Origin of the sequence: Streptomyces flavofungini, assembly GCF_014650815.1 — a bacterium.
Classification (GTDB): Bacteria; Actinomycetota; Actinomycetes; order Streptomycetales; family Streptomycetaceae; genus Streptomyces; species Streptomyces flavofungini.
The window spans coordinates 150,234-173,263 of the sequence record NZ_BMVR01000007.1 but is presented as its reverse complement, the minus strand read 5'-3'; the positions used below and the strand labels follow the sequence as shown (position 1 = coordinate 173,263).

At 73.1% G+C, this 23,030-nt stretch carries 18 protein-coding genes and 2 pseudogenes; 8 read left to right on the top strand and 12 right to left on the bottom strand.

The annotated features are described in order from the left end of the window. Positions 1–27: 27 nt before the first annotated feature. The 4 genes from IE274_RS19980 to IE274_RS19965 are packed head-to-tail and all read right to left on the bottom strand — an operon-like array spanning position 28 to position 6,391. A complete protein-coding gene (locus tag IE274_RS19980; protein WP_190117190.1) occupies positions 28–3,195 on the bottom strand; it encodes a glycoside hydrolase family 38 N-terminal domain-containing protein in 3,168 nt (1,055 codons plus the stop codon). 42 nt (positions 3,196–3,237) lie between these two features. Further along, positions 3,238–4,050, bottom strand: a complete 813-nt coding sequence (locus IE274_RS19975; RefSeq protein ID WP_190117189.1) for a carbohydrate ABC transporter permease — start codon at positions 4,048–4,050, stop codon at positions 3,238–3,240. Positions 4,051–4,064: 14 nt separating this feature from the next. After that, positions 4,065–5,054, bottom strand: a complete 990-nt coding sequence (locus IE274_RS19970) for a carbohydrate ABC transporter permease (protein WP_190117188.1) — start codon at positions 5,052–5,054, stop codon at positions 4,065–4,067. After that, the gene (locus IE274_RS19965; RefSeq protein ID WP_190117187.1) at positions 5,051–6,391 is read right to left on the bottom strand and encodes an ABC transporter substrate-binding protein; all 1,341 of its coding nucleotides are present in this window, start codon (positions 6,389–6,391) and stop codon (positions 5,051–5,053) included. Before IE274_RS19965 ends, IE274_RS19970 begins: the two co-directional genes overlap by 4 nt. A gap of 360 nt (positions 6,392–6,751) precedes the next feature. On the opposite strand from IE274_RS19965, the gene IE274_RS19960 reads away from it, so the two are divergent. From IE274_RS19960 to IE274_RS19950, 3 genes and pseudogenes are all read left to right on the top strand, one after another. Beyond that, positions 6,752–7,294 carry a DUF4232 domain-containing protein gene (locus IE274_RS19960; RefSeq protein WP_190117186.1) on the top strand — a complete coding sequence of 181 codons (543 nt, stop codon included), beginning with the start codon at positions 6,752–6,754 and terminating at the stop codon, positions 7,292–7,294. 214 nt (positions 7,295–7,508) lie between these two features. Next, on the top strand, positions 7,509–8,165 hold the full coding sequence (locus IE274_RS19955; protein WP_229909671.1) for a LysE family transporter: 657 nt from the start codon (positions 7,509–7,511) through the stop codon (positions 8,163–8,165). A gap of 61 nt (positions 8,166–8,226) precedes the next feature. Further along, a pseudogene (locus tag IE274_RS19950) lies at positions 8,227–8,478 on the top strand (histidine phosphatase family protein); the annotation flags it as partial. 16 nt (positions 8,479–8,494) lie between these two features. Here the strand turns inward: IE274_RS19950 and IE274_RS19945 are convergent. The 3 genes and pseudogenes from IE274_RS19945 to IE274_RS19935 all read right to left on the bottom strand — a co-directional run. Further along, entirely contained in the window at positions 8,495–9,514 is a 1,020-nt protein-coding gene (locus IE274_RS19945) for a cation diffusion facilitator family transporter (RefSeq protein ID WP_190117185.1), read from the bottom strand. 257 nt (positions 9,515–9,771) lie between these two features. Beyond that, complete coding sequence (locus tag IE274_RS19940; protein ID WP_190117184.1) at positions 9,772–10,431, bottom strand: GNAT family N-acetyltransferase; 660 nt, start codon at positions 10,429–10,431, stop codon at positions 9,772–9,774. A 132-nt stretch (positions 10,432–10,563) separates the two neighbouring features. Continuing rightward, positions 10,564–11,364, bottom strand: a pseudogene (locus tag IE274_RS19935) (glycoside hydrolase family 16 protein); the annotation flags it as partial. 439 nt (positions 11,365–11,803) lie between these two features. Between IE274_RS19935 and IE274_RS19930 the strand changes: the two are divergent. Together IE274_RS19930 and IE274_RS19925 are read left to right on the top strand one after the other, a co-directional pair. Next, entirely contained in the window at positions 11,804–12,649 is an 846-nt protein-coding gene (locus IE274_RS19930; RefSeq protein WP_190117457.1) for a GntR family transcriptional regulator, read from the top strand. 130 nt (positions 12,650–12,779) lie between these two features. Continuing rightward, entirely contained in the window at positions 12,780–13,580 is an 801-nt protein-coding gene (locus IE274_RS19925) for an SAM-dependent methyltransferase (RefSeq protein ID WP_190117183.1), read from the top strand. A 31-nt stretch (positions 13,581–13,611) separates the two neighbouring features. Here the strand turns inward: IE274_RS19925 and IE274_RS19920 are convergent, their stop codons facing one another. Next, positions 13,612–15,054: a helix-turn-helix domain-containing protein gene (locus tag IE274_RS19920; RefSeq protein ID WP_229909670.1), complete on the bottom strand. Its 1,443-nt coding sequence runs from the start codon at positions 15,052–15,054 to the stop codon at positions 13,612–13,614. A 257-nt stretch (positions 15,055–15,311) separates the two neighbouring features. Here IE274_RS19920 and IE274_RS19915 point away from each other — a divergent pair, with 257 nt between their 5' ends. Then, positions 15,312–16,646, top strand: coding sequence for a M64 family metallopeptidase (locus IE274_RS19915; RefSeq protein WP_190117182.1), 1,335 nt, complete (start codon positions 15,312–15,314; stop codon positions 16,644–16,646). Between the two features lie 136 nt (positions 16,647–16,782). On the opposite strand, the gene secD is transcribed toward IE274_RS19915, so the two are convergent. Both secD and IE274_RS19905 read right to left on the bottom strand, forming a co-directional pair. Next, complete coding sequence (gene secD / locus IE274_RS19910; protein ID WP_190117181.1) at positions 16,783–19,146, bottom strand: protein translocase subunit SecD; 2,364 nt, start codon at positions 19,144–19,146, stop codon at positions 16,783–16,785. A gap of 248 nt (positions 19,147–19,394) precedes the next feature. Further along, positions 19,395–19,829: a hypothetical protein gene (locus tag IE274_RS19905; RefSeq protein WP_190117180.1), complete on the bottom strand. Its 435-nt coding sequence runs from the start codon at positions 19,827–19,829 to the stop codon at positions 19,395–19,397. A gap of 532 nt (positions 19,830–20,361) precedes the next feature. On the opposite strand from IE274_RS19905, the gene IE274_RS19900 reads away from it, so the two are divergent. After that, entirely contained in the window at positions 20,362–20,868 is a 507-nt protein-coding gene (locus IE274_RS19900) for a helix-turn-helix domain-containing protein (RefSeq protein WP_229909703.1), read from the top strand. Next, positions 20,869–21,666, top strand: a complete 798-nt coding sequence (locus IE274_RS19895) for an NUDIX hydrolase (protein WP_229909669.1) — start codon at positions 20,869–20,871, stop codon at positions 21,664–21,666. It begins immediately after the preceding gene. Here IE274_RS19895 and IE274_RS19890 read toward each other — a convergent pair. Together IE274_RS19890 and IE274_RS19885 are read right to left on the bottom strand one after the other, a co-directional pair. Beyond that, positions 21,638–22,243, bottom strand: coding sequence for a ClpP family protease (locus IE274_RS19890; protein WP_190117179.1), 606 nt, complete (start codon positions 22,241–22,243; stop codon positions 21,638–21,640). The genes IE274_RS19895 and IE274_RS19890 overlap by 29 nt on opposite strands. Beyond that, a complete protein-coding gene (locus IE274_RS19885) occupies positions 22,240–22,905 on the bottom strand; it encodes a ClpP family protease (RefSeq protein WP_190117178.1) in 666 nt (221 codons plus the stop codon). Before IE274_RS19885 ends, IE274_RS19890 begins: the two co-directional genes overlap by 4 nt. Between the last annotated feature and the right edge of the window lie 125 nt (positions 22,906–23,030).

Here is a 23,030-nt window from a genome sequence, read left to right as displayed (position 1 = left end):
GGTTCTTCGTGCGGTGGGTCCGTGATCTCAGGGCCGTACGAGGAGCAGGGCCGCCGTCGCGAGGGGCCGGACGGCGAGTGTCGTCGCGCCGTCGGCGTGGTCGAGTGCGGCGCCCTTCGTGCCGAGGTAGTCCGCCCGGTACGCGGCGGCCACCGGGAAGCGGGTCAGGACGCGGCAGTCCACCGGCTCGTGCGCGAACGACTGCAGGCGCAGCAGCACCTCACCGGGCCGCGGCACCGTCGCGCCGACGAGGCGCACCCGCGGGTCGGCCAGCTCGACGAAGGCGTGCGTCACCGGCGCCGCGGCACCGGCCCGGCCCCGGGCGCGTACCGCGCGCAGGGGACGGCTGAACGCGGCGGCGGTGCGCGGCCCGAGCCCGTCGGCCGTGGGCGCGCACGCGACGCTGTAGCGGAAGGTGAACTCGAAGCCCTGCTGGCTGGGGAAGTTGGTGTCCCACAGGTTGTTGTGGATCCAGGAGAAGACGGTGGCGGGCTCGTCGTGACCCAGGGTCTTCGGAAACGGCGCGTACGGCAGCGCGACGTTGCCGAACTGGACGAGCGGCGCGTCCTGCGAGGACCAGGCGACCGCTCCCCCGTCGTCCGCGAGGGTCACCCAGCGGCGCACGGCCCGCATGTGGCGCGCGGAGCCCGGCACCACCGGCAGGCCGGTGCCGGTGACGCCGCCGGAGGCCTCCATGTGGACGACCGGGTCGTCGAAGGCGAAGGGGAACGCGAAGTAGGCGCTCTCCTTGCCCAGGGTGCGGTCCTTGTCGAGGCGGTTCTCGATGTCGAGGCGGGGCACGCCGCGCGGCAGGGTCAGCGTGGTGCGCAGCCGGTTGGCGCCGGCCGGGCGGGTCTCGTAGGTGAGGGTCTCGGCGGTCGCCGTGGAGTGCCGGGCGATCAGGGCGGCGGGCGGGGCGACGGCCCGGGTCCCTAGGTGTTCGAGGCGGTCGGACGCGGTGGTGCGGCTGGAGTTGTGGTTGAACCCTCCGGAGGTGGTGTAGCTGTCGTGGAAGTAGCCGTTGAAGCCGACGACGGGGTCGGTGCGGACGAGTTCACGGCCGGTCGACTTGTCGATGACCGAGGCGACGCACGCGTGCGCGAGGTCGACGCGGACGGCGAGGTGCTCGTTCTCCATGAGCGTCGGGTGGGGGTGGGCGTGGGCCCGGGCGGCGGTGTCGGCGGGGTTCTCGCGGTCGGTGCCGCCGGTGGGGTTCCAGCCGGTGGCCGCCTTGACGACGGGGGTCGCGGCGGTGTCGTGGGGGTCGGTGTCGGCGGCGACGACGTCGACGCGTACGGAACCGGCGGGCGGTACCTCGTCGACCCGCACGACGAGGAACCGCCCGGCGTCCCGGTGATCCTCGTTGGTCTGCGCCCGCTCCTCGTGCGCGAGCCGCCGGCCGCTGCGGCCGTCCCGAACGGCCACGGCGTGCGCCAGCGGCACGCTGCTCTCGGGCAGGAAGATCCGCACGACGTCCGTGCGCGGCCAGGAGCAGGTGTTGACGACGTGGTACGTCGCCAGGGCGCCCGGCGCGGCGGCGAGCCGCTGGCCGAGCCGGGCGCCCGCCCGGTGCAGCAGCGACGTCCCGTCGTCGTGGGCGCGCAGCGCCTGCCCGTACTTCCAGTGCCACTGCTGCTCACCGGAGTGGCCGCCCTCGTCGCCGTGGGTCCACGGGTCGCCGGCGCCCCAGGTGTGCTCGTCGAAGAGCGACACCGCTTCATAGACCCCGGCGGCGTCCCGCGTGTCGTCCTCGGCCCCCGTGGCGTCGAGGAGGGACGCGAACGCGCCGATGGTCTGGGCGTCGGCGACCGCGGACTGGGCGGTGCGGGCCAGGGACAGCGGCTGTGCCCCCGCGCCCACCCCGTCGACCCACCAGTCGGTCCAGTCGCCTTCGAAGGTGGCGATCTCGTCGCCGAGCCTGGCCTCGGCGTCGAGGAAGAAGTCCTCGTTGCGGGAGAGCCGAAGCCGGGGGTGGGCCCAGGTCTCGTTCCAGCGCCGCACGGTGTCGGCGATGATGCGGCGCGGCGGCGCGTTGTCGCCGAACTTGCCCTGGACGCGCAGGTGCAGGACGTCCCAGGGGTAGGGCTCGCGCTTGATGTCCTCCTGGTCCATGGCCCAGCCGAAGATGCCGCCGCGGTAGGGGTAGGGGTGACTGGCCAGGGAGGTGAGGTAGGCGGGCAGCAGGTCGTCGACGTCGGTGTAGGCGGTGTCGAAGCCGAGCAGCGGGCCTTCCATGTAGGCGAGTCCGTGCGGGGTGTCGGTCATCCACACCAGGACGCTGTTGCCGCTCGGCGCCCGCCACCGGAACAGCCTCGGCAGCTTCTCGCCGCCGACCAGGTGCGGCACCGAGCGGCCCGCCCAGTTGTGCGCGACGGACAGATAGCTGACGCCCGCCGCGGCGAGCGCGTCGACCAGGCCCACCACCGCGCCGGGCACGTCGGTCTGCATCGCGGAGGTGAAGCGCACTCCGTAGCGGTCGCGGACGTCGTGTGCCAGGCGCAGGAGTTCGTGCAACTCGTCCGTGGAGCAGGTCTCGGTGTGCAGGTTGAACGGCAGTGCCGTCAGCTCGATGCGCCCCTCCCCCACCCGGCGTATCAGCTCCTCGACCTGCTCCACGGGACGGGCGTCCGCCCACTGCTTGAAGGACCACAGGGACTCGACGCACCAGCGGAACCGGGACTCGGCGGGCCAGTCGTCGGTGGTCCGCGTCAGCTCCAGGCAGGAGTCGAGGAAGGACAGGTGCTCGTTCAGGACCCGCCCCTGCGGGTCGGTGTACCCGATGTCGAGGTGCGAGTGGTGCACCAGGTGGATGGTCCACTGGCGCTGCGGTGTCAGCGATACGCCGATGGCCTCGCCGCCGCCGGGCAGGGCGACGGTGACGCGGGTGGGCGCGGTGACGGCGGGCACGAGCAGCCGCACTGCGCGGCCGGGCCCGGGGACGCGTTCGGTGCGCAGCGCGGACCCCGACTCGGTGCGGACCTCCAACTCCTCCGGTACGGACGCCCCGTTGACGGGTTCGACGCGCAGCGACTGCAGCAGCGTCCCGTCGGCGGCGCGCCGCATCAGGGGCTCCTCGGTGAGCCTCAGCACGCGGCCGTTCAGCGCTCCCTCGGCGCTGACCACGGACGCGCGCAGGCTCGCGCGGATGCGGTCGTTGTCCCAGTCGGTGGTGCGGACCAGGGCCCGTGTCGTCATACGGATCTCTCCCGGGGCAGTCGGCGGGGCAGGGAGGGCGGGTCAGCGGGCGGAGGCGGTGATGCCGCGCAGGAACAGGCCGCGGAACACCAGGAAGAGCAGGAGGGTGGGCGCGGACACGATCAGCGCGCCCGCGAGGATCACGGGCGGGCCCGCGGAGGAGTAGGCGTTGTTGAGGGTGGTGAGGGCGGCCATCACGGGCTGGACGTCGGCGCTGCGGCTGAGGGTGATGCCGAGCAGCAGGTCGTTCCAGACGGCGGTGAACTGGAAGATGAAGGCCGCGCCGAGTCCGGCCCGCATCAGGGGCACATGGACGCGCCAGAAGATCCGCCCGAAGGAGGCCCCGTCGATCAGGGCGGCCTCGGTCAGCTCCGGTGGCATCGTGGTCATCTGATTGCGGATCAGGAAGAAGGCGAAGGGGATCGCCCAGGCCACGTACACCAGCATCAGGCCGAGCCTGGTGTCGTACAGGTTGGCGTCGGCGTACAGGCCGAAGAGCGGCGCGAGGAAGATCTGCAGCGGGAACAGCGTGCCGGAGTAGATCAGCCAGAACCAGAACGCGGGCCTGGGGATGGGCAGGACGACGACGGCGAAGGCCGCCATCGCGGCGACGAGCACGGCGAGAAGGCCGCACACCACGGAGTACAGGAGCGAGGCCTGGAAACTGTCCCCGATGCCCGCCTCGGTCCAGGCGGTGCGGGCGTTGTCGACGAAGTCGAAGCCCTGGAAGGTCCAGTCGGGCCTGCCCTCGTACGCGGTGGCGGGCGTCAGCGCGTTGACGATGAGCAGGTACAGCGGGATCAGCCACAACGCCACGCAGCCGGCGACGAAGAGATCACGTACGACGCGTCCCACGGCCACCCCCCTCCTCAGCTCTTCGCCCAGCCGGTGTCGGGCATCTGGTGGCGCAGGTACGCCCAGGACGAGACGACGACGATCACGGTGAGGACCAGGGCGATCGCCGAGCCGTAGCCCACGTGGAAGAGCCGGAACGTCTCGCGGTACATGGTCAGGGCGAGGGTCTCCGAGGACCGCGACGGGCCGCCCTTGGTGAGGATCCAGATCATGTCGAACGCCTTCAGGCTGTTCACCACGGCCATGCCCACGACCACGACGGTCACCGCCCTCAGCTGCGGAAGTGTGATGTACCGGAACATCCGCCAGCCGCTCGCACCGTCCAGTTGGGCGGCCTCGACGATGTCCCGGGGAATGGCGCGCAGGCCGATGGCGAACAGCACGACGTTGATGCCGGTCGCCTGCCAGGTGGACGCGACGATCAGGGCGAGCGTGTTCTGCGGCCACTCCAGGAGCCAGGTCTGCGCCCAGGAGTCGAGGCCGACGGAGCGCAGGAACTGGTTGACGGCACCGTCGGACGTCAGCATGAAGTTCCACAGGACGGCGGTCGCGGCGGTCGAGATCGCGAACGGCAGCACGATGATGAGTCGCGCGGCGCCACCGAACCGCGTCCGGTGCGTGGCGACGGCGATCAGCAGGCCGAGGAGCACGGGCAGGAGCAGCGTCCCGGCCACCCACATCAGGGTGTTGAGCAGCGAGCGGCCGAAGATGGGGTCGTCGGCGAGCCGCGTGTAGTTGTCGATTCCGGTGTAGCTGCTCGTGAACCCGTTGTCCTCGAAGAAGCTGCCGTAGACGCTGCGGAAGAACGGGTACACCAGCAGGACGCCGACGAAAGCGAACGCGGGCAGCGCCCAGGGCAGCGCGGCCAGCGGCCCGCCGAGGCGCGTGCCGGGACGGACGGCCTGGTGGGGCGTGCGGGTGGGGACGCGACGGCGGATGGGGACGCGACGGCCGCGCGCCTTGACCGCCGAGGTGGCCGCTGCGGGGGTGACGGTCTCGGTCATGTCCGCGCCGCCTCCCGCCACACCTTCCAGGCGTCGTCCGCGCGCTCCTGCATGGTGCGCAGCACTTTCCGGTACGAGGACGGGTTCAGCAGGAAGCCCGCGAGGTCGTCGACGGTCGCCTCGACCAGCTCGGGCGGGCCCTGTTCCCAGAACCGGTTGAGCAGCCGCAGCCGGTCACCGCGCACCTTCTCGGCCAGCGAGGCGATGACGGGGTTGGCGGCGGGGACCCGCGGGTTGGGGCAGCCGTCCTGGAGGGTGTGCGAGAACGTCTTCAGGACGGTGGGGTGCAGCCAGTACCCGGTGGCCTTCAGCGCCTCGGTGCGGTCGGGGCCCTTGACGGTGGCGACCAGGGCGCTGGACTCGAAGATGACGGCGGGCCGGGCCGCGGGGTCCGCCATGGGCAGCACGAACGCGCCGATGTTCTTGCCGGGTTTGCCGCCCGCGGCCGTGAGGGTCGAGCCGAGCCAGGTGCCGCACGGCAGCATGCCGACCTTGCCGTGCACGACGGCCGCGGCGGCGTCGACGTGGTTCATGTCCATCGGCGTGAACCAGTCCTTGTCGACGTACCCGGCGAGGGTGCGCAGGGCGCGTTCGGCGCGCGGGTCGGTGTACTTCTCGCGGCCGTTCATCAAGTCGTCGTAGAACTGGGGGTCCTGGCGGCTGAGGATCTCCTGGAACCAGATGAACGAGGGCCAGCGGCCGTCGGCCGTGCCGTGCAGCGGGGTGATGCCGTTGCGCTGCAGCCGGTCGGCGGCGAGCAGGAAGTCGGCCCAGGTCGTCGGGGGTTTCAGGCCGTGCTCCGCGAACACCTCGGGGTTGTGGAAGAACACCCAGTACGCGAGGTTCATCGGCAGCCCATACACCCGGCCGCGGTACGTGAACGCCTCGCGCAGGGACCGGTCGGCCCAGCCCCGGCCGACGGCGGTGTCCCACTGGTCGGTCAGGTCGGCGATGCCGCCGGTGCGGGCCAGGTCCTGGAGCCGGTAGCCCGACCAGTACTTGAGCAGGTCCGGGGTCTTGCTCGTCCGCAGCGAGGACTTCACCACCTGCTCGAACGCCTCAAGCGACGGGTTGATCTCCGGGACGAGCCGCAGGCCCGCGACCGACTTCATGGCCGCCCCCGCCGCCGCCATCGGCGCCGACCAGGCCGCGCTGTCCCCGAACACGGCGACCTTCCCCGCGGGCTGGCCCGATGCGGTGCCGCAGGCGGTCGCGCAGGCGCCGAGGGTGGCGGTGGCCAGGGAGGCGGTGAGGAGGGCGCGGCGGGTGACGGTGGGCGCGGCGGACGTGCTGGGCGTACCAGGTGAACTCGGCGTGCTGGGCGTGCGGCCTGACATGGATGGCCCCCCAGGTGCTCTCCCGGGTGCGTCCCGGCCCGGTGTTAGCGTTAACACGAGCGAGATGGAGCGTCGTGGCGGCGCGGGCGGATGTCAAGGGGAGCGCGGGGAAAGCGGGCTGGATCGCGCCAGGGCGGAGGCGGCGGGTACGCGCTGCGGGGCGAGCGCCGCCGGTCCCATCCGACGCGGCGTCAGACCCGGCCTCGTGCCCGCCGGTTGAGCACCTGCTCCCGCCGGGTCACCCGAATGTCGGAGCCGATGCAACCGGGCGGCCCTCCCGTCGGTCATCCATGCGCACCACCGCACCTGCCGACGGTCGACGAATCACACGTCGACGTATCGAACAAGGGATTCCGCACCATGCGTACTCGCTCGCTCCTCGCGCTCACCGCCACCGCCGGGGCCGCACTCGTCGCGCTCGCCCCGGCGGCCGGGGCGCAGCCGCTCTCCGCCCCGCAGCCGTCCGCCGCCGCCGAGCGCGCGACGACCTGCAAGGCGTCCGCGCTCACCGTGAAGGCGGCCGCCGCCAAGCCCGGCGTGCTCCGCATCAGCATCACCAACAAGACCACCAAGGCCTGCGTCGTCGACCGCATCCCGACGGTCACCTTCGGCACGCTGGACGGCGCGGCGCAGCCGGTCCCGGCCACCGAGAGCGCCCCGTACCGCGTCGCCGCGGGCCGCACCGCGTACGCCGCCGTGCGCACCGCCGCCGACCCGGGCGACACCGACGCCCGCCTGGTGGACTTCGTGACCGTCGCGGGCGACCCCTCGATCCGCGGCCGCCAGTTCACCGACGACGCGCTGGGCCTGCCCCAGGGCGTACGGGTGTGGGAGCCGGTGACCACGTGGTGGAAGCCGTCGCGGGCCAAGGCGGACGCGGCGCTGGCCCACGCGACGCGCTGAGGCCCCACGGCTGTCGCTGGCGCTGAGGGCGCGCCGAGTGCGGGGCGGGTCCGGCCCGCCCCGCACCAAATCGCTTGCCCGCGCACCGGCCCCGGCACCACGTTCTCCCCATGCCGTCCATCCCGCGCGTGCCCCTGAGCACGCTCCACGCCGCCCCACTGTCGCTCGCCTCCGCCGGTCGTCCGGTGGAGCGCCAGCAGCAGCCCGGCCGACCGTGGGGGCCACCGCTTCCGCGTCGGTGACGGGGTATCTGGTCGCGGGCCTCCTCGCCGGGTACGGCATCGCCGTCCCGGTGGGTGCGGTCGCGGCCCACATGATGGCGCTGACCGCCCTCACCTCGCTGCAGACCGGCGCCGCCGCGGCGCTCGGGGTGGCCACGGCCGACGGCCTGTACGCGCTGGTCGCGACGGTCGCGGGCGCGGCGGCGGCACCCGTCGTCCGCCCGCTGACCGGCCCGCTGCGCCGGGTCTCCGCGGGCGTCCTCATCGCCCTCGCGGTGCGCTCCGCCGCCCGGGCCCGCGCCGAGTACCGCCGCCCGCACCCCGCCGGGCGGAGCGAGAAGGACCCGGTGACGCCCGCCCGGGCGTACGCGAGCCTCCTCGCCCTCACGCTCCTCAACCCGATGACCGTCCTCTACTTCGCCGCGCTCGTCGTCGGCAGCCAGACCGACGCGGCGCCGCACCGCCTCGGCCAAGCGGTGTTCACCCTCGCCGCCTTCGTGGCGTCCGCGAGCCGGCAACTGCTGATCGCCGGAGGCGGCGCACTCGTCGGCCGGGCCCTCACCGGGCGCCGGGGCCGCCTCGGCACGGCGCTGACGTCCAGCGCCCTCATCGTCGCCCTGGCCGTCCACCTGCTGGTATCGGCCCCGTGACCCCCGCCGGAACCATCCCGCCCCCTCACCCGGGAGTACCCCGATGACCGCAGCCGCCGCCCGGGAGGAGCTGCCGCACGACTCGCCCGACGCCGTGCTCGACCGCCTCGCCGCCTTCCCCGCGGACGAGCGGGAGCGGGAGCGGGGCCCCGCCCTCGCGCGGGCGGCCCTCGACCGGTTCACCGGCCCCGTCGCGGGCGACGAGCCCCGCCACGAGCTGGTGGTCACCCACTCCCTGCTCCTCCACCACGACACCGGCCATCTGCCGCCGGAGCCGCACTGGACCGGCCTGCCGCCCGAACTCCACGTGTGAGCAGGCCGGTCGGCGGTCAGTGGGCGTGCGGTTCGCGTCGGTGCGTGGGGCCGTGGCCGTTGGCGCAGTGCGGCGCGCCCGCGCCGACGGCGGGCTCGGACGTGGCGGTGCCTGCCGCATGGTCCTCGTGGTCGATCTGGAGCGTGGTGTGGGTGAGGCCGTACGTCTCGGCGAGGAGGTGGTCGAGGTCGCGGCGTACGGCGTGGCAGTCGCCGCCCGCGTTCACCAGCACATGGGCGGACAGGGCGGGTTCGCCGGAGGTGATGGTCCAGATGTGCAGGTCGTGGACCTCCGCGACCGCGGGTGCGGCGGCGAGGCGGTCGCCGATGGTGTCGGGGTCGAGGCCCGCGGGCGCCGCTTCGAGCAGGATGCGCCCGGAGTCGCGCAGCAGCCCGCAGCCCGCCTTGACCATGAGGACCACGACGAAGAGCGTGGCGATGGTGTCGGCGCGGGCGAAGCCCGTGGTCATGACGACGACACCGGCGATGGCGGTGCCGATGAACGCGAACAGGTCGTTGAGGATGTGCTGGTAGGCACCCTCGACGTTCAGCGAGGCCCGGTTGGCCTTGGACAGGCACCAGGTCGCGCCGAGGTTCACGGCCACGCCGGTGAGCGCGGTGGCGAGGACCATCCAGCCGGTGACCTCCGGCGGGTGCAGCAGCCGCACGACGGCCTCGTACGCGAGCCACACCGCGGCGAGCAGCAGGGTGAGGCCGTTGGCCTGCGCGGAGAGTATCTCGACGCGCTTGAGTCCGAATGTGTACGTGCCCTTCGCGGGCCGTGCCGCGAGCCGCATCGCGACCAGGGCGAGGATGATGGAGAAAGCGTCCGTCAGCATGTGCACGGCGTCGGACAACAGCGCCAGCGAACCGGATATGAAGGCAATCGCCGTCTCCACCGAAATGAAAACGCCAATCAATACGAGCGCCAGCGAAAGCCAGCGCCGGTCGGCGTCGGCGGAGACGCCGTGGCTGTGTCCGCCATGGCCTCCCGCCTGGTGATCGTGCCCGTCGTGGTGCGTGTGAGCGTGCCCCACAGGAAGGTCCCCCCGGCTGGTCTCGGCGTCCGACGCACGGCAGTCAAGCGCAGATCGCCGAGGTCCGCAAAGGCTGCATCGGTGACCGTTTTCAATGCCGGAAATGGCGAGGGCCGAAGGCTTCGAGAATGGGTGGAATTCGCTGGTGCGACAACGGCCGATTAACGACGTTTGCCGTCAGCGAATTTCCCCTCCTGCCAACTCCCGGCGGCTTCCGTCAGCGTCCGTTGGCTTCCGTCAGCGTCCGTTGGCTTCCGTCAGCGTCCGTTGGCGTCCGTTGGCGTCCGTTGGCGTCCGTTGGCGTCCGTCAGCTTCGGTCGGCTTCCGCCGCGACACGCCTCCGTGACACGCCGTCTGACGTGCAGATGCCCCGGCGCCGGGAACGGCGGCCTCACCGGCAGCACCGCGTCCAGCTCGTAGCCGGTGTTCCGCGCGACCCGGCACGAGGCGACGTTGTCGACCTGATGCAGCAGCCGCAGCCAGTGCAGTCCGCTGTCGCCGAACGTCCCGAACGCCCAGTCCGTGAGCACGTCAAGGGCCCGCGACGCGACACCCCGGCCGCGCGCCCCGGCGACCGTCCAGTACCCGACCTCACCGACCCCGGTGGCGTTCCGGGGCCCCTTGACCGCGACATTGGCCACGAGCCGCCGTCCCCCACCACGCCCGCCGCCCCCGCGCTCCTCCCCACCGTCCTCCTCGACGGCGAAGCTGAGGTAGTCCCCCGCCTCCCACCCCTGCCGCCGCACCGCCAACCAGCGTGCGGCGTCGGCGCGGTCATGGACAGGCATCCGCGTCCACTGCCGCAGCACAGGATCGCGGTACGCGTCGATCAGCGCCGCCGCATCCTCGTCCTCCCACGGCCGCAACACCATGCCGGGCGCCCCGCCCGTACCGCCCACGCGCAACGTGACACCCATGACGCCTCCGGGTCGGTCCGCAAGCGGGCCACGTCCGGGACGTCCGGGGTGGCGTAGGCCGCTGTGCTGTCCTGAGTCATCCCAGCACAGCGGCCCGCCGCTGCCCGTGGGCGGCCCCGTCCGGTGCTCGCGCTACGGCGTCGGCACCGTGTCCTCGAAGGCCGTGCCCGCGTCCCGGTACGCCGCCACACGCCGGGCCGCCTCCGCGGGGGTGAGGACCTGGTCCTTGACGTGCAGGACGTAGTCGACCTGCTGGTGGTACGAGCGGGGCTGGGTGGCGGGCTGGCCCGCGAGGTCGATCAACCACTGGTTGAAGTTGATCGACATGGGGCGCTCGGGCAGGTACGCGGCGTCGTGGGTGCCGAAGTGCCGGCCGTCGATGTAGTACGTGACGGCCCGGTCGTCGATGGTGAGGACGAGGTCGTGCCAGCCCGCGTAGCTCTCGCGGCGCTCGGTGTGCTGGTTGACGGCCTGCCAGGGGTCAGGGTCGTACGTCTCCCAGGACGTCGTGTACAGGATGTTCCCGGCCTCGCCCCAGCCGCCGTTGGGCAGGTACTCGAAGTCGTACTCGGAGTAGTCGTCGGCCATGGGGGCCTTGAGGTCGTTGATGGTGAAGAACGTCTGGACGACGCGGTCGCCGTCGGGGCCGGACGCCGGGGCGTCACTGAACTTCACGCGGGCCGCGTAGGTGCCGTTCTTGAACTTGGCCGAGCGGGTGAGGATCTCGGTCTGCTCGGTGCTCGCGGCGGTGCCCGCGGTCTTCGTCTCCAGGTCCATGACGGAGTTGCCGCCGCTCGACGGGAACGTGACGTTCCGCGGCACCCAGGAGGCACCGGGCACGCCGGGGCCGCCGGAGTTGGCGCGGACGCTCCAACCGTGCGCGGAGACGCGCGGGTCGTCGTGGGCGGTGTAGGTGAAGTCGTCGAACAGGACGGCGTCGGCGGCGGCGCGCGCGTCGGCCCGCCGGGAGTCGCCCTGCGGGGAACCGGCGGCGGACGCCGCGGCAGGCAGGACCGAAAGCGCGGCGCAGCCGAGGGCGCAGGCCAGGGCGGCGACGGCACGCGGGCGCGGGCGCCTCGCCGGGGCGGGCGTCGAGTGCTGGGTCATGGCGGGGTGTTCCTCTCCGGAACCGTGGGGGGAAACCGGTCGGGTCGGCGTGCCGGTCCGACGACCCTCGAACTGACCAGTTGGGCAACTGGTCAGCTGACCTCTTGCCGGTGAATGAAGGTGGCACGACACCAGGGACCCGTCAACCCTCGCCGCGCGAGCCCGCACCGGCCCCAACTCACCCACCCCCATGCCGAGTTGACAGGTCTCGAACACCCACCCCATGGCTACACTTCACCTGACCAGCGAGGTGACGGAGGACGTCATGGAGACCGACGCACCGGGAACGGTGCTCAAACGGGAGCGTGTGCGCGACTTCGTCCTGGAACTCATCGAGTCCCGGCAGGCCGGTGACGGCATCCCCTCCGAGCGCACCCTGTGCGCCCGCCTCGGCGTCTCCCGGCCGACGCTGCGGGCCGCGGTCGACGAACTCGTCGCGGCGGGCCTGCTCGTACGTGAGCACGGCCGCGGCATGTTCGTGGCGCCGGAGAAGATCACCCAGGAGCTGGTGTCGGGGCGGGGGACGATGTCGGTGCCCCAGGCGGCGGGTGCCTGGTCGAGCCGCCTGCTCGAGTTCACCACGGTCCCGGCGGGTGCCCGCGTGGGCCGTCGGCTGCGGATGTCACCGTCCGGCCGGATCGTGTACGTGGCCCGGCTGCGGCTCGTCGACGGCACCCCGATGGCCGTCGAGCACCTGCACCTCAAGGCCGACCTCGTGCCGGGCCTGGCCGCGCACGAGCTGGAGTCGGGCGACCTGTACGCGCACCTGCGCGAGCGGCACGGCGTACACGTGCACGAGGCGACGCAGACGATCGAGCCGACCGTCGTCACCCGCTCCGAGGCACGCCTCCTCGACGTCCCCGAGCTCTCCCCCGCCCTCCTCTTCGAGCGCCTCACCACGGACGCGACGGACCAGCCGGTGGAGTACGTCCACTCCCTCTACCGAGGCGACCGCTACCGCATCGTCTCCCGCCTCGCCCTCGACCCGGCCACCCCGCCCGACACCACCACCGGCCACCACCCCGGCATCCCGCCGTGCGACTTCACCGAGGGCGACCCGGTGGCCGCGTCGACGCTGGGCGACGTACAGGGCACGCCCGAACAGCCGTGACCTCGGCACCTGCCCACTCCCCCGCACGTATTCGATGCCCGAACACACGTCGTGCGGCCTCTCGCACGCTGGCATAATCATGATCATCCGCGCCGCGCCCCTCCCGGCCCCACCCGCACTGGAGTCACGTATGACGGCAGCATCCGACCCCCACGTGATCGACACCAGCAAGCCGCACCCGGCGCGGGTCTACGACTGGCTGCTCGGGGGCAAGGACAACTACCTGGTCGACCAGGAGCTGGCACAGAAGCTGCCGCCGCAGGCACGGGAGAACGCGCGCCGGAACCGGGCGTTCATGCACCGCGCCGCGGCCTGGCTGGCCGGGCAGGGGATCGACCAGTTCCTGGACATCGGCACCGGCATTCCCACGGAGCCGAACCTGCACCAGATCGTGCAGGCGATCACGCCCGCCACCCGGGTCGCGTACGCGGACAACGACCCCATCGTGCTGCGCCACGCCGAGGCCCTCCTGGCGAGCGCGCCCGAGGGCGCCACCACCTACATCCAGGCCGATGTGCGCGAGCCGGGGGCGATCCTCGAACACGCCCGCGGCTTCCTGGACTTCGACAGGCCCGTCGCGCTGTCCCTGATCGCGCTGATGCACTTCATCATGGACGACGAGGACCCCTACGGCCTGGCACGCGCCCTCATCGACGCGCTGCCGTCCGGCAGTTACCTGATGTTCTCGCACGGCACCGCCGACGAGCACCCGCAGCTGGAGCAGTCCGTGTCGACCGCCTACAAGGAGGGCCGGGTGCCGTTGCGGATGCGAACGCGCGCCGAGGTCGCCCTGTTCTTCGACGGCCTGGAGCTCGTCGAGCCCGGTCTGGTGACGGCCACCGAGTGGTTCAAGGACGGGCCCGCCCCCCGGCGGGAGCTGAGCGGTTTCCACGTGGGCGTGGCCCGCGTCCCGGGGAGCTCGCGCGGCTGACGCCCGCGCCCGGCTACGGGGCGCCCCGGCGTCACATCGGGGGCGTCGCCGGGGCCGGGCCCAGGGTCGTGGTGCCGGGGGCGGCGCGGTGGCCGAGGCCGGTGCGGTAGGCGTCCAGGGCCGCCTCGACGCGGCCGGTGCGGCGCAGCAGGTCGCCCAGGAGGCGGCACAGGTCCGCCACGTCGCCCGCCGCGCTGGAGCGTTCGAGCAGGGAGAGGGCGGCGCAGTAGTGCTCCTCGGCGCTGTCGGTGTCGCCGCGCTCCTCGGCGATCAGGCCGAGCAGCCGGTGGGCGCCGCCCGCGTGCACCGCGCCGCGCTCCGCGCCGAGGGCGCCGTCGTCCTCGCCGGCGGCACCGGAGGTGAGCAGCGGCCGCAGCAGCACCTCCGCCTCGTCGGCCTTGCCGCGCCGCCGCAGGACGTCCGCGAGTTCGACCTCGACCTGCACCGTGAACAGCGCGGCGCGCTTGGAGGCGAGCATGTCGCGGGCCGTGCGCAGCTCGCTCTCGGCACCCTCCAGATCGCCGTCCTGGGCGTGGACGTAGCCGCGCATCCAGTGGCAGTGGGCGAGTTCGGTACGGATCTGCAGGTGCCGGTAGAGCTCCTGGGCCTTGGCGAGGGACGCGTCGGCCTCCGCGGTGCGGCCCTCGGCGATGAGGGTGCGGGCGACGCCGCGGTGCATATGGGCCACCAGGGCCGGATCGCTGACGCTCGGGGCGAGCGCGAGGGCGAGTTCGGCGGCGTGCGCGGCACGGGCGTGCGCCCCCATGTCCATGTACGGCGCGATGGACGCCGTATAGAGGAGCAGCAGGGCGTCGGGGTCGTGCAGGCCTGAGGCGTTGAGTTCGTCGAGGGTGGTTTCGAGCAGGTAGCAGGAGTAGCGCAGCTCGCCGGTCAGGAGGTGGGCGGTGGCGCGGCCGCGGATGGCGGGGACGCGGACGGGCAGGGGCTGGTCGGCGAGGAGGCGTTCGGTGGCGGCGAAGCAGTCGCGGGCGTCGGTGAGTTCGCCGGATTCGAGCAGGCAGTCGCCGAGGCCCTGGAGGGCCGCGGCCTGCTCCTCGACCAGGGTGTGCGCGACGGCCTCCTCGTGCAGGGCGCTGAAGAGCGCCGCCGCGTCCTCGGGGGCGCCGGTGGCCAGGGCGCGGCGCGCGTCGGTCAGGCGCAGCCGCAGGTCCGTGGCGAGGTGGGCGGGGCGGCCCGTGACCAGCTCCTCGTAGCCGACGCCGAGGCGTCCGGCGAGGTGCCGCAACGCGGCCTCCGAGGGCCGCACCTTGCCCGACTCCAGCGTGGAGACGTACGCGGCCGTGTAGGCGGGCTCGGCCACCTGTCGCTGCGTGAGCCCCTGTTCGGTACGGAGCCGCAGCACGCGGCGACCGATCTCGACGGCTTCTTCGGAGCGGGCGCCCTCGGGATGGTTCTCCGCCACCTCTCCCCTTCCATAGGTCAGGACCTGAGCTAAGTCGATGACAGCGGTCATGCATAGATGCCGGAGGGAATTCGGATATCTGTCAACGGTACGGCTACCAGGAACCGATGTCCGGTGAGCGGGCGCACGCGCCGCCGCGGGCGCCACTCCCGCACCGGTCCTCCACCACTCCTGGCGTGAACTCACCTGGCTCATACATATCTTGTGCCTCACCATTGCCTGACACCCCCCGAAGCCCCTACGTTGAGCGACGCCTTAAACGGGCTTAACTCGCCACTTACACGGCGGACTTCGGAAGGACCCCCACCATGCGCAGACGCAAGTCCGGCATAGCCAGACGTACGCCGCTCAAGATCGCCACGGCCGCCGGGATCGCCCTGGCGGCGACCCTGGCCGCCACCGCGGGCGCGACCGCGGAACCGGAACCGCGCTCCTCCGGCACCAAGAGCGCCGACTCCACCCAGCACGTGGAGTACTTCACCGGGCCGGGCGGCCACCCCCGGCACACCGAGGTGCCGGCCCCCGACCCGCTCTCCGCCAAGGAGCGCCGGGCCGCCGCGGACGACGGCACCGTCGTCCCGATCGTGCAGAACGGCCCGGTCGGCTCCAAGGCCGACGTCGTCTTCATCGGCGACGGCTACACCGCCTCCCAGCAGGAGGACTTCCACGCCGACGTGCGGACGAAGTGGGCGGAGGTGTCGGCCGTCGAGCCGTACGCCTCGTACAAGAACCTCTTCAACGTGTGGGCGGTGGACGCGCACTCGCGCCAGTCGGGCGTCTCGGGCGACCCGACGAGCGACGTCCGCAAGGACACCGCGCTCGGCTCGGCGTTCTACTGCGACGGCATCGAGCGGCTGCTGTGCGTCGACACCAACAAGGTCGAGGCGTACGCGAGCAAGGCCGCCGACCCCGACCTGGTGATCGTCCTGTCGAACTCCACGAAGTACGGCGGCGCGGGCTACAACGACATCACCTCGCCCTCCGGCTACGACGGCATCGCCACCGCCTCCTCCGACAACGAGCAGTCCTCGCAGGTCGTCGTGCACGAGACGGGGCACTCGCTGGGCAAGCTCGCGGACGAGTACTGGTACGACGAGTACGGCACCTACACGGGCGCCGAGCCCTGGGAGTCGAACATCAGCAAGCTGACCGCCGCCCAGCTCACCGCGCAGAAGAAGAAGTGGTACCGCTGGATCGGCCAGTCCTCACCGGACGGCGGCACCGTCGGCGCGTACGAGGGCGGCGGCTACTACCCGCGCGCCCTGTACCGCCCGACGGACAACTCGATCATGCGCACGCTCGGCCGCGAGTTCAACTCGCCCGGGCGCGAAGCGATGATCGCGGGCTTCCACCGGCACGCCTCCTCCGTCTCCGCGGTCACGCCCACGGACCGCGAGGTGCGGCGCGACCAGCGCGTCAAGGTGCGCGCCGCCAAGGGCGTCCAGCTGCGCTGGTCCCTCGACGGCCGCTCCGTGAAGGAGGGCGTCGACGCCCGGTCCATCACGCCGAAGTCCCTGGGCGTACCGGCCGACGGCCGCGCGCACAAGGTCACGGTGCGGGCCACGGACCCGACCCGCTCGGTCCGCGACCCGGAGCTGCGCAAGCTGCTCAAGGGGTCGCTGACGTGGCGGGTGGCGCGCTGACGCGGCGCGCGGCCGCGTGACCGGTTGACCGGTCGACGGACAAGGGTGCCCGCCGGGCCGCCACCCCCCAGTGGCGAACTCGGCGGGCACCCCTGTGTGTGCCGTCAGTCAGGTGTCCCGTCCGACGTGTGCGCCGTCAGACGACCGCGCCCGTTCCGCGCTGCCGCCGCTTCTCCAGCGGGCTGCCGTCCTTGGGCCGGTCCCGCTCCCCCGCGGGCCGTCGGCGCGGCGGTGCGGGCCTGCGGCGTTCCAGGGACACGGCGACGGGCACCGCCACCGAGACCGTCGACGCCACGCCGACGACGACGCCCGTGATCAGCGCCACCGAGAAGTCCGCGAGGGAGTCGCCGCCGAGGACGGCGAGGGCGGCCAGGACGAACAGGGCGCCCATGCCGGTGTTCACCGTGCGCGGCAGCGTGCGGATCACGGCGGTGTTGGCGGTCCCGGCCAGGTCGGCGCGCGGATCCCGGCGGCGTGCCTCGCGGATGCGGTCGAAGACGACCACGGTGTCGTTGACGGAGTAGCCGATCACGGTGAGCACGGCGGCGAGGAAGACGCTGTCGACGGTCTTGCCGAGCCACGCGAACAGGCCCACCACCAGCAGCACGTCGTGGACCATCGCGACGACGGCCGCCGACGCGAAGGTCCAGCGGAACCGGACGGTGAGATAGACCAGTTGGGCGGCCACGGCGATGCCGAGGGCGATGAGCGCCTTCTGGCGGAGCTCGTCGCCGAGGCTCGGGCCGATCCGCTCGTCACGTTCGACGGTGGCCTGCCCGCCGCCCTCTTCGGCCAGGGCCTCCTTGATCTTCTCCTGTTGGGCGTCGCTGAGTTCACCGGTGCGTACGGTGATGTCGTCCGAGCCGGACTCCTGCACCACCGCGCGCGGGAAACCGGCGTCGGCGACGGCCTTGCGGGCGGTGTCGGCGTCGACCTGCTTGCTGGTGCTGTACTCGACGAGGCGCCCGCCGGTGAACTCCACGCCCAGGTCGAGCCCGCGCAGCGCGATGCCCGCGACGGCCACGGCGACGAGCAGGGTGCTCGCGCCCAGCCAGCGGCGCCGGTGGTGCACGACGCGCGGCTCGCGGCGCGCGAGGAGCGTGCGGAGGCGGCCGGTGGTGGCGAGGCCGGTGAGGCGCGGGCGACGGCGTACGAAGCCGCGGCGCACGGCGGTCTCGGCGAGCACCCGCGTGACGACGAACGCCGACACCATCGACACCAGGACGCCGATGGACAGCGTCACGCCGAAGCCCTTCACCGGCCCGGTGGCGAAGGAGAACAGCAGGCCCGCGGCGAGCAGCGTCGTCACGTTGGAGTCGATGACGGCGCTCCAGGCCTTGCTGAAGCCGGTGTGCAGGGCCTTGGGGAGGCTTCTGGAACCCGAGCCCCGCTCGCGGGCGTCCGGGTTGGTCGCGCGGGCGCCGAGGTACTCCTCCCGGGCGCGTTCGAAGACCAGCACGTTGGCGTCGACCGCCATGCCGATGGCCAGCACGAATCCGGCGAGCCCCGGCAGCGTCAGCGTGGCGCCGATGGCGAGGAGGGCCGCGTACGACATGAGTCCGTACAGGGCGAGCGCGAGGGTGGCCAGGGCGCCGAGGAGCCGGTAGACGACGGTGATGAACAGGGCGGTCAGGGCCAGGCCGATGAGGGCGGCCTGGGTGCTCGCGGCGATGGCATCGGCGCCGAGCGTGGGGCCGACGGTGCGCTGTTCGACGACGTCGACGGGCACCGGCAGGGCGCCGCCCTTGACGAGCGCGGCCAGGTCCTTGGCCTCGTCCTCGTCGAACCCGCCGGTGATCTGGGTGCTGCCGCCGGTGATGCCGGTCCCGCAGCGGACGTCCGCGTTCACGCCGGGCGCCGAGATGACCTTGCCGTCGAGGACGATGGCGACGCGCCGTTCGGCCGCGCCCTGGGGTGCGCACGCGGCCTCGCCGGTGACGCGCGCCCAGTCGCCGCCCGCCTTGCCGCGGAAGTCGAGCGTGACGTACCAGCCGTTCATGGACTGCTGGTCGAGGGCCGCCTCGGCGTTCTTGACGCCCTCGCCGGTGAGCGCGGTCGGCCCGAGCGTGACGTAGCCGCCGGGCCGGTCGGGGTCGGGCAGGGTGCGGGAGCCGTCGGTCGCGGGCCGGGCGGAACCCTTCCGGTCGGTCTCGGCGGTCACCGGATGCACGGTCAGCTGCGCGGTGCGGCCGATCACTTCGGAGGCCTCGCGGGGGTCGCGCACCCCCGGCAGTTCGACGACGATCCGCCGGTCCCCGGCCTGCGCGAGGCTCGGCTCGGACACGCCGAGGGCGTCGACGCGCTGCCGCAGGACCTCCAGGGCCCGGCGGGTGGCGTCGGCGTCGGCTTCGACGGTGGGTGAGTCCTTGGTCTGCAGGACGATCTGCGTGCCGCCTCTCAGGTCGAGACCGAGGCGGGGTGACTGGGTGAGGGCGAGGTACAGCGAGGCGGCGACGGCGACGAGCGCGACGATCGCCCGCCACAAGGGTGCGCGGGGCATGGGCGTTCTCCACATCCACAGCTACGAGGCTCGTGGGGCCACGGGATCCATGGGGCTACGCGACCTGTGGGGCCATGAGGCCAACGGGTCCGTGCGGCCATGGGTCCGTGATGTCCACGAGTCCGTAGTTCGTGAGGTCCACGAGGAAGGCATGACGAAGGGCGGACGGCGCCTGGGTCCGGTCCGGGCGGGGGCAGGCTCACGCCCCGGCGGGTCCGGCCTGGCGGGCGGCGTCCGGTGAGGTGTCGTTAGCTCCGTCGGGACGGGGGGCCGCGCGGCTCGGGCGCGGCGTCCGTGAACCGTGTGGACGGTGTGGAGGTGCGGGGGTGCGCGTCCGGTCCGCCGAGGGCCCGGAGCGGCGCGCGGTCGGCGCTGGGGCCGGTGCCGCCGGGGTACGGCGGGTGCGGGACGTGGGCCTGGTGGAGGTGCGCGACGGTCGTGTGGACCGCGCGCGGGGTGTCGTGGCGCGATGAGGCCTGCGGGCCGTACGCCTTGGGGCGTTGCTGGCCCCCGGAGTTGGCGGTGGCCGGGCCGCTCGTCTTGGCGGCCGCCGTCACCCAGGACTGGACGGCGGGCCCGGTGGCCGCGGCGGCGGCGCGGGAGGGAACGGCGAACGCCAGGACGGCGACGACGGCCGAGAGCAGGGACGCGGCCAGGCGCGCCGACCGGGTGCGATACGGCACGCGGGGCCTCCTGGTCGAGTCGGTGCCGGGGCGGCGTCTGGGCGTCATGTGCGGGCGTCCGGTCGGCGGCGGTTGGTACGTGAGGGGATGGTTCGTGAGGAGGTGGTACGTGGATCGGTTCGAGGTCGGGGAGTGGTGGGCGCGCGGGGCGCCAACCGCTTCAACGTGCGGGGGAATTGATTAGGTTCCCGTCCGCACGCACCGGCGTGGGGCGGATGTTCGCGTCCAGCGGTGTCGGTGCCGTACGCCTCCCTGCGCGCGATGGACCACCGGACCTCGGACCACCGAGCCTTGGACCACCGCTCCACGGGCCACCGCCCCGCACCCGCACCCGCACCCGCACCGGACAGCTCCCCCGCCCCGCCGCCCCACTTCGCCCTCGGCAGAACCCGCTACGCCATCGGCAGAACGCCGACCACCACGGGAACACCCCTCCTACTCTGAAGCCGTGAGCAGCCACGCGACGAACCCGACGAATCCGGCGACCCCCACGAGCCCTCCGCGCCCGGCGGGCCGGACCGCCGCCCGCGTCATCCCCCTGCGGCCCGCGCGCCCCACGCGCCCCGCCCAGGTTCCCGAGGCCACGACACCGGCAGCCACCCCGGCCCCCGCACCCGGCGCCGCCCCCGCACCCGCGCCGAAAGAGCCCCTGTGGCGCCACCTCGTCGGCAATGTGCTGCGCCGCGAACGCCGTGCCCAGGAGCGCACCCTGAAGGACGTCGCGGACGCCGCGCGGATCTCGGTGCCGTACCTCTCCGAGGTGGAGCGCGGCCGCAAGGAGGCGTCGTCCGAGGTGCTCGCCGCTGCCGCCGCCGCGCTGGGCCTCGGCCTCGCCGACCTCCTGGCGTTGGCCCACGGCGAACTGCTCGTCGCCACGCGGCGCCCGCACGCCCGGGACCGGCGGGCCGCGACGACCGGACAGCACCCGGCCGCGGCACCCCAGCAGCGCGCGGTGTCGATGGTCACCACCCCCCTCACAGCTCCGCGCGGCGCCACGAACCACGGCGCGCACCGGGCCCGGCTCCGCCTCGCCGCCTAGGTGCCCCCGACCCCGGACGGCACGCCCGGACCCGTCTCGCCCCCGTCCGGCGTCGAGCTCTTCGACGTACACCGCGTCCGTCTCGTCGAGACCCCCGCGCCCGAACTGCCGCCGTGGGAGCGGCTGGCCATGGACCGTGTCTGGGACGAGGCGGTCCGGGCCAATCCGAGCCTCTTCGACGGGCCGGTGGCGGCGGGCGCGGGGCTGGCCCCGGACGGGCCGCGCGGACTGGTCCTCACCTGGGCCAGGACGACGTACCGGCGCTACGCGCTGCGCCGGGTCCCGGGGGCCACCGCGCGGCTGTCCCCCTTCTTCGTGGACGTGGTGCAGCCGACCCAGGACGGTCGCATGATCGTGGGGCGGATGGGGCGGGCGACGTCCGTGCCCGGCCGCTGGCAGTTGCCGGGCGGCTGCGTGGAACCGCCCGCCGAGGGCCGGGCCCTCGACCTGGACGCGCTGCGCGGGCACGCCGCCCGGGAGCTGGCCGAGGAGACCGGCGTCGAGACGAGTGCCGAGAACCTCCGCCTGTGGCTCGTGACGCGCGGGGCGCACGGCGGCGTCGGCGTCCTGTTCCTCGCCCCGCCCCGACCGGCCTCGGTGCTGCGGGAGCGCTTCGCGGCTCTGGTGGCCGCCGAGACGGCCGGGGGCCGCGAGCCGGAGCTGGACCGGATCGCGCTCGTCGGCTCCCGGGCCGAGCTGGCGGAGCTGACCGGTCCCGGCGCCGACTATCTGGCGCCGGTCGTCACCCGGTACGCGGCGGCCGCACCCCTCAGACCGCCACCGCCCGACGGCGGCTGACGACCTCGTCGGCCAATCCGTAGGCGACCGCCTCCTGCGCGGTGAAGACCTTGTCCCGGTCGGTGTCCGCGCGCAGCGTCGCCACGTCGTGGTGGGTGTGCCGGGCGAGGACCTCCTCCACCTGGGCGCGGATCCGGACCATCTCCTTGGCGTGCAGGCTCAGGTCCGACACGGTCCCCTGCTGTCCGCCGCTGGCGGGCTGACCGAGCAGCACCCGGGCGTGCTCCAGGACGAACCGCCGCCCGGGGTCGCCGCCCGCGAGCAGTACGGCCGCGGTGGAGGCGGCCTGGCCGACGCAGAACGTCGAGATCGGCGCGCCGACGAAGGTCATGGTGTCGTAGATCGCCATGAGGGAAGTGACGGAGCCGCCGGGCGAGTTGATGTAGAGCGCGATCTCGTGCTCGGGGGCGGCCGACTCCAGGTGGAGGAGCTGGGCGATGACGACGTTGGCGACGCCGTCGTCGATCTCGGTGCCGAGGAAGATGATGCGCTCGGACAGCAGCCGGCTGTAGACGTCGTACGCGCGCTCGCCCTGCGGGGTGCGCTCGACGACGGTCGGGATCGTGTACTGGCTCATGACTGGAGTCCCATCCGTCGCTTCGAGGCCGCCGGGCGGACGTCGGCGAGCGACGTCACCACGTGGTCGACCATGCCGTACTCCTTGGCCTGTTCGGCCGTGAACCAGCGGTCGCGGTCGCCGTCGCGGGCGATGGTCTCCGGGGTCTGCCCGGTGTGCTCCGCGGTGATCCGCTCGATGGTCCGCTTGGTGAACTCCAGGTTCTCCGCCTGGATCGCGATGTCCGCGGTGCTGCCGCCGACACCGGCCGACGGCTGGTGCATCATGACGCGCGCGTTCGGCAGCGCGTACCGCTTGCCGGGGGTGCCGACGGTGAGCAGGAACTGGCCCATGCTGGCGGCGAATCCCATGGCGAGCGTGGACACGTCGTTCGGGATCAGCCGCATCGTGTCGAAGATCGCGAGCCCGGCGTACACACCGCCGCCGGGGCTGTTGATGTACAGGCTGATGTCGGTGCGCGGGTCCTCGGCGGAGAGCAGCAGGAGCTGGGCGCAGACCCGGTTCGCGGAGACCTCGTCGACCTGGGTGCCGAGGAACACGATGCGCTGGCCCAGGAGTTGGGCGGCGAGCTGGTCGTCGAACCGGTTGGCGGGCGTGTCCCCGTCCTCGGCGCGTGGGGACGCCGTCCCGGTCGGGTGCGGCAGGGTGTACGGCGATGTCATCGCACGGCCTCCTCGTCGTGGTGCGGTCGGTGGGACCACTGTGGATCGCGACGCGGTGACCTGGCCTGTTTCTCGGCCGTCGGCAGATTCGCCGACGGCAGAGGCGGTCCGGGAGCCGGAGACGG